Source organism: Chitinophaga sp. Ak27 (assembly GCF_012726295.1).
GTDB lineage: Bacteria > Bacteroidota > Bacteroidia > Chitinophagales > Chitinophagaceae > Chitinophaga.
The window spans coordinates 1,034,924-1,054,612 of record NZ_JABAOB010000001.1 but is presented as its reverse complement, the minus strand read 5'-3'; the positions used below and the strand labels follow the sequence as shown (position 1 = coordinate 1,054,612).

At 49.1% G+C, this 19,689-nt stretch carries 14 protein-coding genes; 6 read left to right on the top strand and 8 right to left on the bottom strand.

What is annotated here, in order from left to right; all coding sequences use genetic code 11:
• Positions 1-4: 4 nt before the first annotated feature.
• From HGH90_RS04140 to xrtN, 3 genes are all read left to right on the top strand, one after another.
• Positions 5-2,554, top strand: a complete 2,550-nt coding sequence (locus HGH90_RS04140) for an alpha-L-arabinofuranosidase C-terminal domain-containing protein (RefSeq protein ID WP_169190458.1) — start codon at positions 5-7, stop codon at positions 2,552-2,554.
• Between the two features lie 162 nt (positions 2,555-2,716).
• A complete protein-coding gene (locus HGH90_RS04135) occupies positions 2,717-5,212 on the top strand; it encodes an XrtN system VIT domain-containing protein (protein ID WP_169190457.1) in 2,496 nt (831 codons plus the stop codon).
• Positions 5,206-6,543, top strand: a complete 1,338-nt coding sequence (gene xrtN, locus HGH90_RS04130; protein ID WP_169190456.1) for an exosortase N — start codon at positions 5,206-5,208, stop codon at positions 6,541-6,543. The genes HGH90_RS04135 and xrtN overlap by 7 nt, the downstream gene beginning before the upstream one ends.
• Here the strand turns inward: xrtN and HGH90_RS04125 are convergent.
• Positions 6,530-6,946 carry a hypothetical protein gene (locus HGH90_RS04125; RefSeq protein WP_248276963.1) on the bottom strand — a complete coding sequence of 139 codons (417 nt, stop codon included), beginning with the start codon at positions 6,944-6,946 and terminating at the stop codon, positions 6,530-6,532. The genes xrtN and HGH90_RS04125 overlap by 14 nt on opposite strands.
• A 71-nt stretch (positions 6,947-7,017) precedes the next feature.
• Between HGH90_RS04125 and HGH90_RS04120 the strand changes: the two genes are divergently transcribed.
• Both HGH90_RS04120 and HGH90_RS04115 read left to right on the top strand, forming a co-directional pair.
• Positions 7,018-7,839 (top strand): alpha/beta hydrolase, encoded by an 822-nt coding sequence (locus HGH90_RS04120; protein ID WP_168763722.1) that lies wholly within the window; start codon positions 7,018-7,020, stop codon positions 7,837-7,839.
• A 30-nt stretch (positions 7,840-7,869) separates the two neighbouring features.
• Positions 7,870-8,652, top strand: coding sequence for a porin family protein (locus HGH90_RS04115; RefSeq protein WP_169190455.1), 783 nt, complete (start codon positions 7,870-7,872; stop codon positions 8,650-8,652).
• Between the two features lie 56 nt (positions 8,653-8,708).
• Here the strand turns inward: HGH90_RS04115 and HGH90_RS04110 are convergent, their stop codons facing one another.
• A complete protein-coding gene (locus HGH90_RS04110; RefSeq protein WP_169190454.1) occupies positions 8,709-9,425 on the bottom strand; it encodes a 3-ketoacyl-ACP reductase in 717 nt (238 codons plus the stop codon).
• Between the two features lie 93 nt (positions 9,426-9,518).
• Between HGH90_RS04110 and HGH90_RS04105 the strand changes: the two genes are divergently transcribed.
• Positions 9,519-10,388 carry an aldose 1-epimerase family protein gene (locus HGH90_RS04105; protein WP_169190453.1) on the top strand — a complete coding sequence of 290 codons (870 nt, stop codon included), beginning with the start codon at positions 9,519-9,521 and terminating at the stop codon, positions 10,386-10,388.
• A gap of 110 nt (positions 10,389-10,498) precedes the next feature.
• On the opposite strand, the gene HGH90_RS04100 is transcribed toward HGH90_RS04105, so the two are convergent.
• From HGH90_RS04100 to HGH90_RS04075, 6 genes are all read right to left on the bottom strand, one after another.
• The gene (locus tag HGH90_RS04100; protein ID WP_168763718.1) at positions 10,499-11,014 is read right to left on the bottom strand and encodes a hypothetical protein; all 516 of its coding nucleotides are present in this window, start codon (positions 11,012-11,014) and stop codon (positions 10,499-10,501) included.
• Between the two features lie 68 nt (positions 11,015-11,082).
• Entirely contained in the window at positions 11,083-14,211 is a 3,129-nt protein-coding gene (locus HGH90_RS04095; RefSeq protein WP_168763717.1) for an efflux RND transporter permease subunit, read from the bottom strand.
• A gap of 11 nt (positions 14,212-14,222) precedes the next feature.
• Positions 14,223-15,266, bottom strand: coding sequence for an efflux RND transporter periplasmic adaptor subunit (locus HGH90_RS04090; protein ID WP_169190452.1), 1,044 nt, complete (start codon positions 15,264-15,266; stop codon positions 14,223-14,225).
• 11 nt (positions 15,267-15,277) lie between these two features.
• Positions 15,278-16,642: a TolC family protein gene (locus HGH90_RS04085; RefSeq protein WP_169190451.1), complete on the bottom strand. Its 1,365-nt coding sequence runs from the start codon at positions 16,640-16,642 to the stop codon at positions 15,278-15,280.
• A gap of 122 nt (positions 16,643-16,764) precedes the next feature.
• A complete protein-coding gene (locus tag HGH90_RS04080; RefSeq protein ID WP_168763714.1) occupies positions 16,765-17,382 on the bottom strand; it encodes a TetR/AcrR family transcriptional regulator in 618 nt (205 codons plus the stop codon).
• Positions 17,383-17,459: 77 nt separating this feature from the next.
• Positions 17,460-19,685 carry a DUF4838 domain-containing protein gene (locus HGH90_RS04075; RefSeq protein WP_169190450.1) on the bottom strand — a complete coding sequence of 742 codons (2,226 nt, stop codon included), beginning with the start codon at positions 19,683-19,685 and terminating at the stop codon, positions 17,460-17,462.
• Positions 19,686-19,689: the final 4 nt, after the last annotated feature.

Below are 19,689 nucleotides of genomic sequence, written 5' to 3'. Positions count from 1 at the left end.
ACGCATGAAACAGGGTTATCTGGCCGCCATCGGATTGCTGATGGGTTATTACCATACTATAGCCCAATCCAGGGCTGATATCCACGTGAATACAACGGTAAAGGGCGCTACGGTGCCTGCCACCCTGCATGGTATTTTCTTCGAAGAAATCAGCCATGCCGGAGAAGGCGGGCTGTATGCAGAAATGGTGCAAAACCGTGGCTTCGAAGATCATGTAATCCCTGCCGGTACCCGCCTGGAAAACGGTTGGTTACAGCCTTTCCCGGCAAAGCCCCATTTTATGCTCGGGCAGCCGTCTGACTGGAAAATGGAATGGCCCGTTCATAGCCAATGGCCGGCGTGGCATATTGAAAACAAAGGCCTGCAGCTGTCACTGGCCACAGACCATCCATTGTACAAAGCTACGCCGAATGCATTACAGGTGATGGTAACAGGTACGGATACACGCAATTATCCTTCCTTGGTTAATGAAGGATTCTGGGGTATGAATATTACCCGGGGGGAATCTTACCGGCTGTCTTTTTTCGCGAATAACGTAAAAGGCTATACGGGAAAGATTACTGTATCCCTGCAATCGGGTACCGGTAAGGTATTGGCTGATACGACATTTAACATGGCGGGTTCTGCTTACTGGCGACAATATTCGGCAGTATTCACTGCAAAGGAAAGTGATCCGGCAGGTAAACTGGTGCTCTCTTTCCAAAACAAAGGGATACTGTTACTCGACATGGTATCGCTGTTTCCTGTACATACTTTCCGCAACCGCCCCAATGGCATGCGCAGCGACCTGGCCATGCTCATTGCCCGCATGAAACCTGCCTTTGTGCGCTGGCCCGGCGGTTGCTATGTAGAAGGGATCACAATAGAAAGTGCGCCCAACTGGAAAAATACCATCGGCCCCCTGGAGCAACGGTCAGCTACATATAGCCCATGGGGTTATTGGAGCAGCAACGGTTTCGGCTTCCACGAATACCTGCAGTTTTGCGAAGATATCAACGCCGCAGCGTTATATGTATTCAACGCAGGCGTCTCCTGCGAATACCGCAGCGGCACCTTCCTCCCGGAAGATAGTCTCGCGCCGGTGATACAAAATGCACTCGATGCCATTGAATACGCTATAGGGCCAGTTACCTCTCACTGGGGAGGAGTACGCGCCGCCAACGGCCATCCGGCGCCCTTTCCGCTTAAATACGTGGAAGTAGGCAACGAGCAGCACGGGCCTGCCTATGCGAAAAGATATAACAAATTCTACAACGCCATTCATGCCAGGTATCCGCAGATCGGCATCATTGCCAGTATGGGTATTGGCGATGTAAACCGCCATACGCTCGACAGTATGCAGCATACCGATATTGTGGATGAACATGCCTATAAAGATGCCGGCTGGAGTCTGCGAAATTTCGATCATTTCGATCGTTATAAACGCGGTAACTGGAAAATGTACGTGGGCGAATACGCCACCAACGCCGGTGTAGGTAGCGGTAATCTGCAGGCCGCGCTCAGTGATGCGGTATACGTGATGAGCATGGAAAAGAACGCCGACCTGGTTAACATGAGCAGCTATGCCCCTTTGCTGGTGAATGAGCACGACGTGGACTGGCCCGTGAACCTGATCCATTTTAATGCCGCCAATAGCTTCGCCAGGATCTCTTATTATGCCCTCAACCTGCTCAATGATCATAAAGCATCTTTCAACTATCCCGTCAGCACTACCCTGCAACCCGAAACAGTGGTAAAACCAAGGTTTTCAGGCGGTATAGGTCTCGCTACCTGGGATACAGAAGCCGATTATAAAGACATCGTAGTGGTGCAGGATAAAGATACAGTATACAACAGCGCCAAAGACCCACAGTGGATGGACTGGCTCTCCGTAAGAGGGCAATGGAAGAAGTCAGGAGACATCCTGGGACAAACAGCGGAAGGTCCTCAGCAACTGGCCGTTCTGAAGAACTATCACTTTAACGCCTATACGCTGACTTTAAAAGCGCGTAAAACCGGCGGGGTCAACGCCTTCATTATTCCTTTTGCCGTGAAGGATACCAATACCTGCCTGCGGGCGCATATTGGCTCCTGGCTCAACTCGCATGCCGTGTTTGAAAGTCTCACGAACGGAGATGACGTAGCCGGTATCAGCAACCCGGTACGGTTGAAAGCACCCTTGGAAAAAGACCGCTGGTACAATATCCGGCTGGAAGTAGGTGCAGAGGAAGTGAAATGTTATGTGGATGATATCCTCCTAATGACTTATCAGGAACCGCAAAAACTATTTGCCATCGCCGGGAAAGATGAAGCAACCGGTGATATTATCCTGAAAATAGTCAATGCAGCTGAAAGCCCTGTGAGCGCTGCCATCCACCTGGATGGGAAGGAAGTGGTAAGCCCTGTGGCGGAGGTAATTACCCTTACAGGAGATAAACCCGGCGCAGAAAACTCGTTTGCAACGCCCACTGCCTATGTCCCACAAACAAACACTATTGCTAACGCGGGTACGAACTTTAACTGGACGGCGCCCGCTTTGTCAGTTAATGTTATCCGGTTAAAATCGCGCAGGTAAGCCTGCCTGATCCGGTAGAATAACCAGCTCATGTTGTAACAAAGTGGTGATAGTCAGCAACTATCACCACTTTTTGTTATTATCCGGACAAAATATTTTTTTTACTTTGTATTGCAAAGTACTTTTTATTTTATAATTTTACCCCGTATTCAAAAACTGTATATGGAAGCAGCCCCGGCTAAAAGGCTACCAGAGCCATTTTTACTAGGCCTCGTATTGTTAACAGTATCCCTGCCGTTATTTGTAACATCGTGCTATGTGGTAGAAGACAAAGCCGTCTTTGCCTTTTTAATCAATCACCTGATTGCTCTTTTCTATTTCCTGGCGCTCTGGTGGAGTGGGGCGCTGAAAGCAGGCCCTAACCGCAGGAAAGTGACGGCAGCAGCATTTGTATTGTTATTCATAGATGCCTATACCGTTAATAATGTATTCTCTGTTTTTCAAACCTCCGCCCCCTGGTTTGTGGTGGTATTAGTGCTGCTCTGCGCCAATACCCTGGCCTTTGGTTACTTCGACCGCTGGCCGGAATGGGTAAGGCTCCTGCAATGCGCGGTATTGGGATTTACCTTCCTGGCGCCAGTATACCTGGCTATCTATCTCTTGCCCCTGTATATCATCAGCCTGATAGCCCTCATCGCTATCGGCATTTCTGTGGTCACCTTTACGCCGATACTGCTTTGCTGGTTTAATTTGAGGATGGTGCAGCAGGAAGTCTGGAAAGTGAAACGTTACCGGCTTACTTACCTGTTTAGCGGCGCCGCAGCACTGCTCCTCACGGCTGCTTACGTTATTGTGTACGGTATGCAGGTGAAAGCGATAGATGACAGCGAACACCTGGCAATCAGCCAAAACAATGGAATGCCCGTTTGGATGAAGACCGCCCAAACCCTGCCTCGTGGACCGTTGGTAGAAAAGATACTGAAAACAGACCTGGTGTATGTAAGCCCGGTATGGACAGACGCCAGCTTCTGGGATGTCCCCGACAGGCGCTACGACCATGAACTGATACATGATCCCCTCTTCGTAACAGCCAGCGCATTGTTTGGCCGTACTACCATTAGCGGGGACGATCGCCTCAACATCCTCAACGTAATCTATGATAAACGCCACTACACAGAAGAACGCCTTTGGAGCGGCAACGACCTGGTAACTACCCGGGTGGCCACCACAGCGGATATATGGCCGCAATACCACCTGGCCTATACCGAACATACACTCACCGTAGCCAATCACGACGAAAGAACCTGGACCCGCGACGAGGAAGCGATTTATACTTTCCACTTGCCACAAGGCGCAGTGGTAACCTCCCTGTCCCTCTGGATCAACGGCAGAGAAGAAAAAGGCGTGCCCACTACCCGGCAGAAAGCCACCCAGGCCTATAAACAAATCGTAGGAGTGGAGCGGCACGATCCCTCTGTAGTACACTGGCAGGAGGGCGATCGGGTAGTGGTGCGCGTATTTCCTGTACCGGCAGCGGGAGAAAGAAAATTTAAGATAGGCATCACTTCTCCGCTCTCCGTGGAAAAAGGGCAGTTATGCTATCAGCCCGCCTGGTTTGAAGGTCCACCGCATGAAGATGCCAGCTATGAGGCAAACCTGCACATGGATCGCTGGCCTGCCGGCATCACACTGCCGCCAGGGTTTCGCAGTGGCAGCCAGCATACCATCACCCGGAAAGGAGACTATGACGCCAACTGGGAACTGCGCTTTCCCTCCATACCAATGGACAATGCGGCATTCAATTTTAACGGTCTGCGCTATACGCTGTTGCCTTATACCCCCAATTACGAAATATCCCTGCCGGCCGATTATTACCTGGACCTCAACTGCAACTGGCGCTATGAAGACTACCGCAAAATATTGCTGCAGCTGAAAGGTAAGGCGGTATGGGTATTTCACCCAGTCAACGGAAAAACAGCCGTTACAGACAATAACCAACAGACGCTCTTTAATCAGCTGCAACAGGCGCGTTTTTCCCTGTTTCCTTTTCATCAGCTTCCGGAGGCCGCCAACGCTTTGGTGATTACAGCCAGCGATAATATCTCTCCGCAGCTGAAAGATCTGGATAGCTCCTTCCGGGAGCCGCTGCTGCAATACCTGGCGCATCAACCGGTGAGGGTATATAATATAGGCGCCACCATTTCTCCCTACCTGGCCACATTGAGAGAATCACGGTCACTGATCTACGATCATGGCACTACGGAAGAATTACTGCGCCAACTGAAGCAACAGCGTTTCCTGCGCCCGGAGGCCGATAGCGCCGACCAGGTGATCGCACATGCCGGCATGCGTATCGTTAGCAGTGCTGACAATGCGGGCAACACCGGTCCTGATCACCTGGCCCGTCTCTTTGCCTATAACCAGGTGCTACAGCAAATGGGCCGGCAGGTGGCAACCGATAGCTCCGCATTAATTAATACCGCTGCCAAAGCCTATATCGTTACACCATTATCCAGCCTGGTGGTGCTGGAATCTGCGCAGGACTATAAACGGGTTGACATAAAAGAAGACCTGAACTCCCTGCAAAATGCTACCCTGAAGAGTCACGGCGCCGTGCCGGAACCGCATGAATGGGCCTTGTTTATCATCGCCGTACTGATCCTGGCTTATGTAAGATTTGAGAAAGTATTGTTTCGCAGAAAAAAAACGGTATGCTAACGTTATTGGATATACATAATTTGAATAGAGGGGCAAAACTGTCGGCGGCGATGCTGCTGGCAGTTTATTTTATCCTCGCCATCCTGCAGTTGCAGGGCTATTTCGAATGGCGCAGTCCCTTCTTTTTACTGTGCGTGTTGACGATGATGCTGGTACTCCAAGTAGATGCCTCCCGGAAAGGCAGTACCCGCTGGGGCTGGATCGCCCTGGTTTTCGGCCTGCTATCCTGGCAAATGCCTGTATTTACGTTGCGATATGCAACTTTACTGACCGCAGCCTTTTTTGTAGTAGAATATTTTTACGGACGTTTGTCATTCCTGGTGGCATTAACAGCCATCCTGGCCAGTCCCGCTATCGACAATATCACCGGCGTATTTACCTTCCCCATCCGGCTGTGGTTGAGCGGAATGGCCGGTCACCTGTTACATCTTGTAAACCCCGCCATCACTACCAGCGGTAACCTGATCCTGGTAGGAGACAGCGAGTTTAGCGTAGACACAGCCTGTATGGGTTTACAAATGCTGCTAACTTCATTGCTGTGTGGTGTGGCGTTGATAGCCTTGTACCAACGGAAACTACAGCGTGTTTTATCTCCGGTTTTACTGTTGCTGGTATTGGCTTTCATCGTAGTATTAAATGTAGTCGCCAACCTGTTTCGTATTATCTTACTCGTGCAGTTGGTACTGCCTCCGGGTACTGCTGCCCATGAAATGGGCGGCATTGTTACCTTATTGATCTATGTGGTGTTACCCCTATTATTCCTGCTGCCCCGGTTAATAAAACGGTTGGGTAAGGCGAGGGTTCAAGGACCGCCTGCGCCGGTACCTTACGGTTATGGGATGGGATTGCAACTGTTGCTGGCCGCCGGTATCATTGGCATTCATTGCTGGGCGCCATCTAAAGCCGCCGCCCGCGCTATGCCGGTAAAACGGCTGCCTGGATATACCTATACGGTATTACCGGATAACGTAGTGAAAGCAACGAATGCGGAAGCGCTGTTATATGTAAAGCCGGTAAAAGGTTTTTATTTCACAGATCATCAGCCCATGATCTGCTGGAAGGGGAGCGGCTTTGAATTTCATAAAGTGAAGGAAGCCTCCATCGGGGGGAATAAGATTTTTATCGCAGAATTAAAAAAAGATAGCAGCACGCTTTATACCGCCTGGTGGTATGAAAGCGGCGCCCATGCCACCAATAGCCAGCTGGAATGGCGCTGGGATGCGGGTATTAACGGCAATGACTATGCGCTGGTGAATGTTACGGTAGAAAAGCAATTCCTGCTGGTACCTACCGTAACAAACCTGCTGAACGCGCATCTTATCCTGGAATAACCTCTGTGTCTTCTTTGTGGCGGGGTTGATAATAGAGATAGAAGTAGGCCAGTATCAGCAATCCGGTCAGGAAAGGAATCAGGGCCAGGTGTTTGTAGGTAATATCTCCAACAATAACCCGGGTATCGAAATGTAAAAATTCGCTGATCATCCAGTAGGAATTGGCGGCAATCCACACGCTGATGGCTACGTTGTGGCATAATTCTGCCATAAACTGACGGGTACGCCAGGCAATAATAATAGAAATGATCAGGGTAGGGAAGATCATGGCAATGCCCAATGGTTTCCAGATCATGCACCAGCTGATATCTTTTAATAACCAGAAAACGATATGCAGGTTTTCCATTTTACGGTAACTTAAAGGAATACTGTATACCAGCGATTTGGTTGACGACTTACTCATGTTGCTTAGACGGTTAATTTACAGGGGATAAAGATATTCTTTATCTTCGTTTTTACACCAGCCCATCGCATATGAGAGACGAATTTTACTGGTCCTGGCAGCAGACTACCTTTCATGGCATCCGGTGGATGCCGGAGCGCTTCAAACGCCTGCTGATTATCGTGCATGGCATTGGCGAGCATGTAGGGCGTTATGAACATGTAGCGGAATTTTTTATACAGGAAGGTTTCGCGGTGATGGGAATCGACCATTACGGCCATGGTAAGAGCGATGGCCCCAGGGGCGCTTCGAAAGGCTTCCCCTTTATGTTCGACTACCTGGAAGCCTGGCTGGAGGAACTACAGTCCACTTATCACCAACCGGTGGTGATGTATGGGCATAGCATGGGCGGCGGCGTGCTCACCGGCTTTTTACTCCGCCGGCAACCAGGTATACAGGCCGCCGTTATCTCGGCGCCTGCGCTCATTATTGGCCGCCGTCCCGGTAAACTATTAAGAGGCGCCCTGCAATTACTCAGTGCTGTTGCCCCAGGTATCCGGATAAACCAGGGCCTCGATATCAATAAAATTTCTCATGATAAGTCGGCGGTAGAAAAGTTTAAGGCCGATCCTTTGCGGCATGACCGGCTCAGTTTACGCCTAGCTAACGACATGATACAAAATGGCCTTTGGTGCCTGCAACATGCGGACGAGCTCCGGGTTCAATCCCTGCTTATCCACGGAAATGCTGATGAATTCACCGCGGTGGAAGGTTCTCGCCTATTCGCAGAAAGGGCGCCTGCCGGTATGGTTACCTACCGCGAATGGGAAGGCCTGTACCACGAAATGCATAATGAACCCGAATACCGGGAGGTGCTATTGTTTATCGCCGGTTGGCTGAGTAATATAAGATAATTAGTAACTTGGGTTTACAATTTATTAATTATGAAAATCCAACAATCCTTGAAATGGCTGGTGCCAGCCATTGTCATGCTTTTTTCTTCAAAAGTGAATGCACAACAATTTGATCTCGGTGTTCGCGGAGGTATCAGTATCCCTAATCTTACCGGCGGCGGCAGCAGCATGCAAAATCCTCTGAATACCGGCTATAGTTCCCGTCAGGGCCCCGACTTTGGTATCCTGGGCGAATATCATATCAGCAAACTGTTTTCCATTGAAGCCATGATCAGCTACTCCTCCCAGGGAGGTAAAAAGAATGGCTTCCAGGCTTATCCATTCCCGGATGAAGCCAAACCTGTTGTTCCTCCTGGTCAACCTATTCCTCCTTACCTCTATGCCGACTTTAAAAGTCAGGCAAAATTGAATTACCTGATGGTGCCTATCTGGGCTAAGTTCGGTTGGAACCTGGGACATTCACCCCTGCGCTTATACGCAGATGCAGGACCGTTTTTTGGGTTCCTCGTAGGAGCAAAGCAAGTTACCAGCGGCACCAGCAACGTATATTTTGACGAAGGCAAAACGATGCAGGTACCTATCGGGTCAGTTGATTTTAACAAGACCACCGACATTAAAGACCAGCTGAATACATTCAACTTCGGCATAAGTGGAAACCTTGGATTGGCCTACCTTTTCGGTCGTAGCCAGGTATTTGTGGAAGGTGGGGGCAACTACGGCTTCCTGAATATCCAGAAAGGATCTGCCAACGGTAAAAATAATGCCGGAGCAGCTACTGCTTCTATCGGGTATGCATATCGCATTTGTAAATAACATTATTGAATCGGTTGGTATTTGTTTCCCGGGAAATAAATACCAACCGATTTTATTTAAGGATTAGTAGACCATAACCCTGCTGATTTCAACAACACCCGCCGGTTCAGCTTCAGCTGCGCTACTACCAACTCCGCCAGGTCTTCCGGTTGCAATACTTTTTCGGGATTACCATCTGTTAATTGCAGATTTTTCGCCATATCAGTGGCAATGGTGCTGGGCGTTAATGCGCTCACCCGGATGTTATGCTTCCGCACTTCCAGCATCAGCGATTCTGTTAATCCCAGCAACCCGAACTTGGAGGCGCTATAGGCACTGGTGGCCGGTGCACCGCGTTGGCCGGCTGTGGAAGCAATGTTGATGATATCGCCGGCTTTCCTGGCAATCATTTCCGGTAACACCGCCCGGGTAACATAGTATGTTCCCATCAGGTTTACCTGGATGATTTGTTCCCACTGCGTGGGCGTCAATTCCAGGAAACCGCCAAAGGCAGCAATCCCTGCATTATTGATCAATATGTCGATGCCCCCCAGCTCTTTGGTTAAACTGGCTACCGCCGTATCCACAGCAGCCATATCGCTCACATCGGCAACAGCATACGCTGCTTTAACGCCGTTGGCCTGTACTTCCTTCGCTACTGCTTCCAACGATCCCGCTGTGCGTCCCATCAGGGCAATATCTACGCCTTCCTTTGCCAGGGCTATAGCCAGCGCACGGCCTATCCCTTTTCCTCCGCCCGTAATGAGGGCCTTTTTCCCTTTTAATGATTCCATATGATATATTCTTTTTTTGCAGTAAAAATACCTGACAAAGGTATTCCATTTACAGGTTATCTTCGCACCACATCCTCATTAACCACATCAATCATGGTACAGATTTCTAATGAAAAACTCACCGTACAAATAAATCCGCAGGGAGCAGAACTGCAAAGCATTGTACGTAACGACAACAATCAGGAATATTTATGGAGCGGCGACCCTGCCTTCTGGGGAAAGAAAAGCCCGGTACTGTTTCCCATTGTAGGCGGCCTGAAAAATAACACTTACCGGTACAATGGAAAATCCTACACCCTCGGTCGCCACGGCTTTGCCCGGGAACAACTGTTTACAGTCACAGAGCAGGAAGCGAACCATGTTAGTCTCCATCTCTCCGACAATGATACTACCAGGGAAGTATATCCCTTCCGGTTCGGCTTTACCATCCAATACCTCCTGCAGGACGACCAGCTGCAGGTAACCTACCAGGTTACCAATAACGACAGTAAAGAGCTGCTCTTTTCTGTAGGCGCTCATCCCGCGTTTAAACTGCCATTGGTAGATGGTACTACCTACGAAGATTATTACCTGCATTTCAATAAGGAAGAAACGGCCGGTATATGGCCCTTGTCACCCGGGGGACAAATAGAAGCCGCTCCGGTACCGTTACTACAGCAAACAAAAGAATTGCCCCTGAAGAAATCCTTGTTCTACCAGGATGCCCTGGTGTTTAAATCACTGGCCTCTACTGCAATCAGCATTGCCAGCAAACACACATCGCATGGGCTCACCCTGGAATTTGAAGGATTCCCATACATGGGCATCTGGGCAGCGAAAGACGCCAACTTTGTATGCATTGAACCCTGGTGCGGTATCGCAGATAGCGTAAATGCCAGCGGAGAACTGACAGAAAAAGAAGGCATCAACCGTTTGGCGCCAGGTGCTGTGTTTGAAAGAACCTGGACAGTGGCATTCTTTTAAGAGCTGAAAGTATAAAGCAAAAGCTATTGAGGCGAATGACCTTAGCGAGTTTTTAATATTCTTCGCTTTGATCATTCGCCTCAATAGCTTTTGCTTTATACTTTCAGCTACTAAAAATTATATCCTGCTTTGAGTCCAAAAAAGCCCCTGGTACCATCTTTAAACCAGGCTTCGTATTTGGCTTCCACATCCAGGCCCAGTAAGCGGATACCGATTCCAGGAGCCACCAGGCCGCCTACGCCGTTGTAGTTCTTACCCGTATACTGTACCGTACCACCTTCCACTTTCACATACAGCAGGGAAATCAACTGGTATCTCAACCCCAGGCGGATAGGCACTACATTATAGTTAGGGTACGTATAGGTAGTACCGTTACTGGTGTAATCCTTACCGGGAAAGCGAAAGTAACTGACAGAGCCCACCGCCGTTAAACCTGCTACGAGCTTCACATCAGCACCCAGGCCGATACCATACCCCGTATTGTGGGTGTCATTGAATTTACCAACAGGGAAACCGGCTTCCACAAAAGGCCCGATACTGAAGCGTTTCAACTGTGCCTGCGTCGACTGTGTACTGATACACATCACCAGGAGCATGGTGGCAAATGCCAGGACGATTTTTTTCATAAGAACTAATTTTCAAAGGAAATGGTTGACTAAACAATCAGCCATAAAAGTACGTAACTAATTGCTAATTACGACTGATGAATTAGTACAGGATGAGATATCGCCAAATCTTCCCGTTGGTGATCGCCGCTTGAATGATGCCCATTGCCGGATGGTAATTCTATTTTGGGCGGTATCAGCCTGTACACTACGGGTGTCACTATACGCGACAATAATGTAGAACTGATCAACCCTCCAATCAGTACAATGGCCAACGGCGCAATCAGCGGATTGGTAGATATGGCCACCGGTATCAGTCCGCCTATGGCGGTGAGCGAAGTGAGTACGATCGGCAGGAAACGTACTTCGCCGGCTTCTCGTATGGCCGCATCCAGCGGAGTACCCTGCATGCGTAGCTGATTGGTAAAATCTACCAGTAAGATGGTATTCTTCACCTCTATACCAGCGAGGGCTATCAAGCCAATAATCGCCACAAAGGACAGGGAGTTGCCGGTCAGCCAAAGGGCTATTGCCGCCCCTACAATACCCAGTGGAATTACCGACAACACGATCAGCATACTCTTAAAGGTTTTGAATTGCAGAATCAATACGGCTACAAACAGGAACACGGTCACAATAATCACGCTCATAAAGCCACCAAAGGAGTTGTTACGGCTTTCTACCTCGCCACCCATTTCATAAGTATATCCTTTGGGTAAATGCATGGCGTCCATTTGCTTTACAACGTCGTTAATAACCTGGTCGGTCAGGAAACCCTTGCGGATAAAGGCACTTACGGCTACTACCCGGTTTTTCTCCTGGTGATTAATGGTCAGGGGAGACGTTTCCAGCTGCAGCTGTGCTACCTGAGAAAGCGGAATCGCCGTTCCCTGGCTGTTGTTCACGTACAAATCCTTAAATACATCCAATGTAGGCTTACCCGCTTTTTCTTTGGTAAGCAGGATATCGTAATCGTTATCGTTTTTATCATTGTACTGGCCCAGGTTAATACCGGAGATGGCTAAACGCACTACCCGGTCAATATTGGCAGTAGGAATCCCCAATTGCTGTGCTTTTTCCCGGTCTATCTTCACCCGGATATCCGATTTAAGGGTGCTTACCGGGTTGTTGATATAAATGGTGCCGGCGGTTTTTTCCAGCAGCTTTTCCACGTTGCCGGCTACTGCCCTCAAAGTATCCAGGTTATCGCCAAAGAGCCTTACTTCTACCGGTGCCACCATCGGTGGACCCTGTTCAAAATTCTTTACTTCCACTTTGGCGCCGGGATAAGGTGTCCAGCGCTTGCGGAGCGACTCAATCAGCCTGGTTTTTTCCGCAGGACTGGCATGAGGGTCCAGCTGTACGAAGATCTGGGCATAGTCGCCCCGCTCATTTTCCTGCATTTCGTTGTAATAAATACGCGGATTGCCTTTTCCAATATTACTAACATAGGAACGGATGTCTTTTTCGTGTTTCAGCGTTTGTTCAATTTGTTGTACAATACCGTTGGTATAAGCAAGATTGGATTGCGGCGGCGCAAAAATGTTGATGAGGAATTGTGGCTTTTCAGAGGCGGGGAAGAGGCTGAAGCCGATGACTTTAAACAGGCCAATGGCGCCGCCAAAAATCACCAGGGATACGATCAGCGTCAGTACGGGCCTTTGCAGGGCCTTGTCCAGCAGGCGGGCATAGCTGCCATGGATCAACTTTTTCAGCATACGCATAAACAGGTTGCCATCAGGGTGACCACTATGCTCTTTCAACAACCGGCTGGCCAGGAAGGGAATAATAGTCAGCGACACGCCCATGGAGGCCAGCACGCTGAAAATAACGGCCAAAGGGAGGCTCCGGATAAAGTCGCCGCTCCCTTCGGGCATAAATACCAGCGGCATAAATGCAATAATCAATGCCGCCGTGCAGCCAACAACGGCCAGCCCGATCTGCGAAGTGGCTTTCAACGTGGCTTCCATACGGGAATGACCTTCCAGCATCCATCGTTCTATATTTTCTACCACCACGATGCTGTCGTCTACCAGTAGTCCCAATGCTACCACCAATCCTACAATGCTCAGCTGGTTCAGGTTATAGCCAAAGAACTGAAGCAATACGATACCAATAGATAACGACAGGGGAATGGATATCATCACGATCAAAGCCGGGCGTTGTCCTAGTGGCAACAGAGTAAAGGCCACCAGGAGTATGGCAATGAGAAAGTCTTTTCCCAGCCCGCTTAACCGGTTATTGACTGCATCGGCCTGGTCGAAATACTGCACCAGGTCAATGTTGGCGGGCAAGGTTTGTTTGAACTTTTCTATAACGGGTTTATACTGCTGCTGCGTTTTGGAAATGTTTTCACCGCTCTTCTGTGCGGCAGAAACCACAACGCTGCGATGCCCATTGAGGCGTACAAAGTATTTTTCATCTTCAAAACCATAATATATCCGGGCGATATCTTTCAGGAATACAATTTTTCCATTGGCATTGGATACAATGGTGTTGTTGATTTCATCGATATGCTGGTAGTTGCCGCTGGTTTTGATATTGAAGCTCTTATCGCCTGCATCGATGCTTCCACCGGGGATATTGGCCATTTCGCTTTGTACGGCAGCCATCACGGTATTTACTGGCAAATGCAGCTGGGCCATTTTATCGAGCTGCAGTTCCACCCGTACCTGCTGGTCTGGCAAGCCATGCAGTTTTACATTTTTGAGAGAAGGAATTTTTTCCAGTTCATCCTGCAGCTTGTCGGCGTAGTAACGCAGCTTGTCGCGGGAGGCATTTTCAGAGATCAGCGCAACTTGCAATACATTTACATCGGAGGGTTCCTGCTTCCTTACTTCCATGCTGTAAATGTCTGCCGGCAAGTCTTTCCGCTTGTTGTTGACCTCTCTCACCAGCTCCTGGTATTTCTGGTCTACGTTAGAACTGTATTTATATTCTACCCGTATCAGGGCCACGCCATCATTAATGGTGGTGCGTACCCGTTTGATGTCATCCAGTCCATAGATTTCTTTCTCCATGGGATCTACTACCAGGTCTTCCATGTCTTTGGGACTGGTGCCGGGGTATACAACTACCACGGTAAACTGTGGCGCTCTCATTTCGGGATCTTCTGAGCGGGGCATATTGAGGATGGTTGTAAGTCCCAGCACGATGATCATGATGAATATTACCAGTGTAAACTGGTAATTTTTGACGGCATATCTCGCTATTTTCATGGTAGTAATGATTATTGGATGATGCGGATAGGTGATTGATCCTTCAGATAGGCGCTGCCGGAGATGATGAGTGCCCTGGCTTGTTCCATGCCGCTGCTGATGAGTACATTTTCTTTTTCCATACCGGCTACGGTGACGGCCACTTTCTGGGCTGTTTTGTTATCGTTGGTCACAAATACAAAACCGGTGCTGCCGTTTCCGTCCAGCAGGGCGGCGTAAGGAATGCTCCAGGTGCTGCCGGCAGTGGCAGCGGCTGCGTTAATATGACAGCGGCCAAACATCCCGGCCGCAATAGCGGCGGGCTTGCTGCCGGTCAGTTGCACGTCTACCAGGAAAGTGCCGCTTTGCGCATCAATACCCTCCGATTTACGGGTAACCACGCCAGTTAAACTATCGCCTGGTACGCCGGAAATTTCTATGCTGGCTTTATCTCCTGTTTTTATCTGCGCCCACTCTCTATCGCTTACGCCTACACGTAATAACCAATGAGCGCTGCTGGCGCCGTTGGTTTGCAGCACAGGCGTGCCGGCATTGACCATTTGGCCGGCACTTACCAGCTTATGCAACACATAGCCATCCTGCGTAGCATGGATAGACGAATAGCTGCGGTTAAACTGGGAGGTGCTCAGTTGCTGCCGGGCCTGGTCCATGGTGGTTTTGCTGTTATCCAGCTGTTCCTGGGTAGCTACGCTGTCGTTGTGCAGCCGCATGGTCCGTTGGTAATCCCGTTGCGCTTTATCAAAGGCCAGTTGATCGCGTTGCACCTGTGCATCAATTTCTGTAAGATTGAGGGTAGCCAGTAGCTGCCCTTTATGCACCCGGTCGCCTTCTTTTACCAGTATATTATTGATAATGCCATTGGTTTTAAAAGAGAGATATACTTCATCATCGGTGGTAAACTGGCCAGACGCATGAATGGTGATAGCGCTGCCCTGTTTAGCCAGGGGCATTACTTTCACGGGAATAGTGTCTGAATTGCTGGTAACAGCCGCCGGCTTGCTGCCACAGGAAAACAGGAGCAGGGAAAGTGGCAGCAGCAGTAAGGTATTTTTCATGTGAGTATAATTTATTGGTTGTTGTTATCAATCTGGTAAGAGGCCTGGGTACGCTCTACTGCGGCGTAAGCGGTTTGTATGGCCGCCTGGGCAACTGTGGTTTGCAGTTGTGCCTGGGTCAGTTGATTCTGCGCATCCAGGAGTTCTATATACAGCAGCTGCCCCTCTTTATACACCTTCAGCTGATCACGATAATATCTTTCTGCGAACGATAACTGGCTTTTGGCGGTGTTGAAATTCAGCAGGGCGGTCTGGTAGTCGTTAACAGCCTGGTATACCTGTAGCCGTAGGGCTTCTGCTGTTTGGTCGGCCGCATTGGTGATGGTTTGTACATCATTGGCTGCCTGTTTGATTTTGTATTTGTATTTGTGAGAAGCAAATAAGTTCCATTCCAGGTTTACGCCGAACAGGTAATAGCGCGTATCCCGGTTGAAGTTACCGCCCATGCCCTGGGAACCCAGGTCGAGGAAGGTGCTGAGTTTAGGCACCAGGTAAGCCCGCTGCAATTTTTCGTTTAGCCGGTAGGCATTTGTGGCGCTTTTGTATTGTGCCAGCTCTTCCCGGTCGTTGATGTCTTTGCCGGGCAACTGTGCAGGCGAGGTGAGCAAAGTGCTGTCGAGCGTAATGCTTTCAGTAAGACCACGATTCAACAGGAAGTTGAAATAGGCACGGGAATTTTGCCGGGAGGCGACTGCCTTATTGATATCGGCTTCTGTTTTTTCTTTCTCGGTTTGCGCGCGATATAAGGCCGTGTTGTTACGTACGCCGTTGCGTACCATGCTTTCATTGATGCGGATATTTTCCTGGATCAGCGACAAAGCGTTGTTGTATATAGCCACGGCCTGGGAGGCCTGGTAATATTGGTAGTAGGCGGTTTTGATATCTTTTACCAGTTCCCGCTTATATACGTTTACGGCTGCCTGTTGCTGCGTGATCTGCTCTTTTTTTATCAGCTGGTTATAGTAGATTTCTGCGTTCAGCAATGGAAGTGAGGCCCGCAGTTTAGCATCATAAAAATTATCGGGGTTCAGTTGTACATGCACATTGTCGAGCGATTTAAACTGGTGGCTGCTGGTCAACTGGTTCAAACTGTTGTATACCGGGTTCATAATATCGCCAATGGGAAAGTCGATAGTACGGCCTCCTGATGATTTGGTATAACTGCCCAGCAGCGATACGCTCGGTCCAAATAAACTCCTCGCTTCCTGCAAGGCCAGCATTGATTTCGATAGCTGGAAATCCTGTTCTTTCAGCCCCTTGTTATTTTGAAAAGCTTGTTGAATGTATTGGTCCAGCACACTGTGTTGCGCCAGGGTAGGGCGTCCGGCCAGCAGCAAGGCCATTAACAATGCTCCTTTAATGATAGATGTGTACATAATGAACGGTGTTTATCAATGCGCAAAAAAATAAAGCCATTAGGCTCCTGTAATCAATGTTGATATACTAAACGGTGTTTAATAATATTGCTAAAAAAAGCCAGAATGGCTTTTTACTGATTTTATGCTTTGATCATCTCCAGGTATTCGTCAATAGCGGTCGCAATTACCCCCGGTATATCTTCTTCCGGTACCCTGGATACCTTGGTACATCTGCCCCGCAGATGCAGGCTGATTAAGCCGTGCGCAAAGCCCCATACCGACAGTGTTGCAATAGTAGCATCTTTAAATTTCACCACCTTCTTTTCTATACACTCCTGCATCAGTCCATGTAAGGCATCGTAAGAAGGATCCCCGTTCTCCCATTTCTCCTTCTCTACCAGGGTATTCATCGGCGCCTTGATAATAAACATCAGGTCGTACAATTCCGGATGCTGCCGGGAAAAGTCGAGATAGGCAACGGCCAGCTGCTCTAATCGTTTAAATGGATCCACGGCGTTTATCTTCTCCCTGAACTCCTCTGCCAGGGTGGCAAAAGCCTGGCTCTGTACATCGTATAACAGCTCGTCTTTATCCTTGTAATAAAGATAAATGGTAGCCGGACTGTACTCAATCTTGTCAGCGATGTTTCGGATGGATACTTTCTCATATCCCTCTTCCACGATCATCTGAACAGCAGCATCAACAATGCGCCGGCGCATTTCTGCCTTTTCACGCTCTTTTCTTTCAATAATGCCCAAGTTGTTAGGTTTACAGTGCAAATATACTGAACAGTGTTTATTTTCCAAATTTATTTTCAGCAATACTGTTTCCAATGCTATTCTACGCTTACCTCATCGCAGCATAAAGCCGGTTGCTTTCCCGCTACCAACCGCCATTCCGGTAAACCGGGAGGGCATTTGGCAGTAACCCTGATATACCTGACGGAAGTGGCCGGTAAAGAAAAGGAGTAGTGCTGAATTTGAACGGCATAATCTTCGCCCGGTACCGGGATATTCTTTTCCCCCACGGTGGTAAAATGTTGCCCGTCTACCGACGTTTCTACCTGGATCTGTACCGGCGTAAAAATATAATGCCGGGCATCCTGCAGGAAATTCATCTGGACCTGGTGAATAGTTTTGTTACTACCCATATCAACAGTGGCGATCATATCTTTACCATAGGTAAATAGCCAGTTGTAACTGAAATCCTTACCACCCGTTAACCCGTCGGTAAGCGTAGCTTCTTTTTTGGGTGAATACTCCGGGGTATAAGGATGAACCAGCGTTACCGGTGCATGCAATGCCAGGCTATTAACCCACTTACGGGAAAAAAGCTCCTGCCATTCCTGTACATAGGCATCGGGCGATAATCCACCTTCCGACAGCTCCTGTACGCCCGCAGTTTTACATTGTTGTGCGAATTGCTGCACACGCTGCGGCCACCTCGCCTTTACCGTTCCATTAGCCTCCAGGTAGCCATATTGCTCATTCCCATAGTAGCGCGATTGCTGTAGTACCACGTATTCCAGGAACAGGCGGGTACCAGCCACCCGCTGCTGGAAAACAGGATTATTACTGGCCGCTGCTTCGGCCTTGTCCAGCAAAGTAGCGTAGTGGTCTATCAGCTTGGGAGATAAATAGTCCCGGATGTTATAAACCGGGTTCCCATAAATATCCAGCGTAGTAGGTGTGATTTTAACGGCATTACTGAGTGCCTCCAGGTATTGCCCTATAAACGGCGCTGCCGGACCATAATATCCTTTCAGGAAATCATGGCTGACCTGTTGTATATCAGCGTCGGGATGCCATAACAGGGCCGCCTGTACGTAGCTGTTGTACGCCGCCATATCGCCATACGTTTCGCCGCTGCCCTGGGAAAAGACGCCCTTAACATGATGCGCCGCAAAATATTTGATATTGGGTTGGAGGTTATTGTAATCCGGGAAAGGAGCCAGGTAGTTGGTAAACTGCGTGGTATAATCCCAGATAAACAGGTTGGTGGTCATTGCTTCCCATCCTTCCAGGTGCTTGCGGAAGGCTGCCGCCGAAGGCGTTTGTGCCAATGGCTCCTGCCGGAAAGCATCTATGGTGCTCAGCATAATATACACATTGCTGCCCGGCTTCGTTTTCAACGGGGGGCTGGCCGTATAACCATATGCCAGTGTAGTGAAGCGTTGCTGCGGAAACTGACTGGCTACGCGGTTTACAAACCGGATTAGCGAACCCTGTGGCCCGCCTTCTTCTGCATCTGCCTTACGGCATAAATCACAGGTACAGGCGCCGCCACCATCTTCGGGTGAAATAGACCAGTATGCTGCATCAGGATTAGCCGCAATGGCCTTTTTAAACCATGCTACCGTTAATGCATATACGTTTTCATTACTCAGGCAGAGTTGCAGGGCCTGCCTTTTCCCGTTTACCAGTGAGTAATATTCCGGGTGTTCTTTAAAGTAAGTGGCAGGCGGCAGAAGCTTAAAAAAGGAATGTCCCCACAGCCCCCACAGGTCTTCAAACCGGTGTAACCGGTGCCACGACAGGTATTCCGGGTCCATCGAAGGAGGGTAGTAGCTTTCCCGGTAAAGGAAAGCCGGTTCCTGCAAATCGGACAAGGACCCATTGATACGTATATCCTTTGCCGTTGGTACAAACGCAGGACCTGCAGCATCTTTACGGCAACCCATATACGCCTGCAGGGTATGATATACGCCGTAGACTATACCCTGTCCGCTGCCTCCACGGATATAGAGAAACTTGTCTTTACTGCCGGTAAAAAAGCCTTCCGGCTTTATCTTTTCAGGGCCATAAGTATGATCAGTATTACCAATAAATACGGCCGGCTGATCTTTATATTGATTTTCCGGGATCACCGGCAAAGCGGCGCCGGAAATACGTTTTACATAGTCCCTGAATATATCTGCTGCTTTGCTTTCCGCCTTGGTAACCTCCGCGGGTACTACAATAACATAGGTACTGCGACCCTGCTGTACCAGCGGCAATTCACCTGTTTGCGGATGACAGGCGCCGAATAGTATCGTTGTCACCGTTAACAAAACACTGCTCATAAAT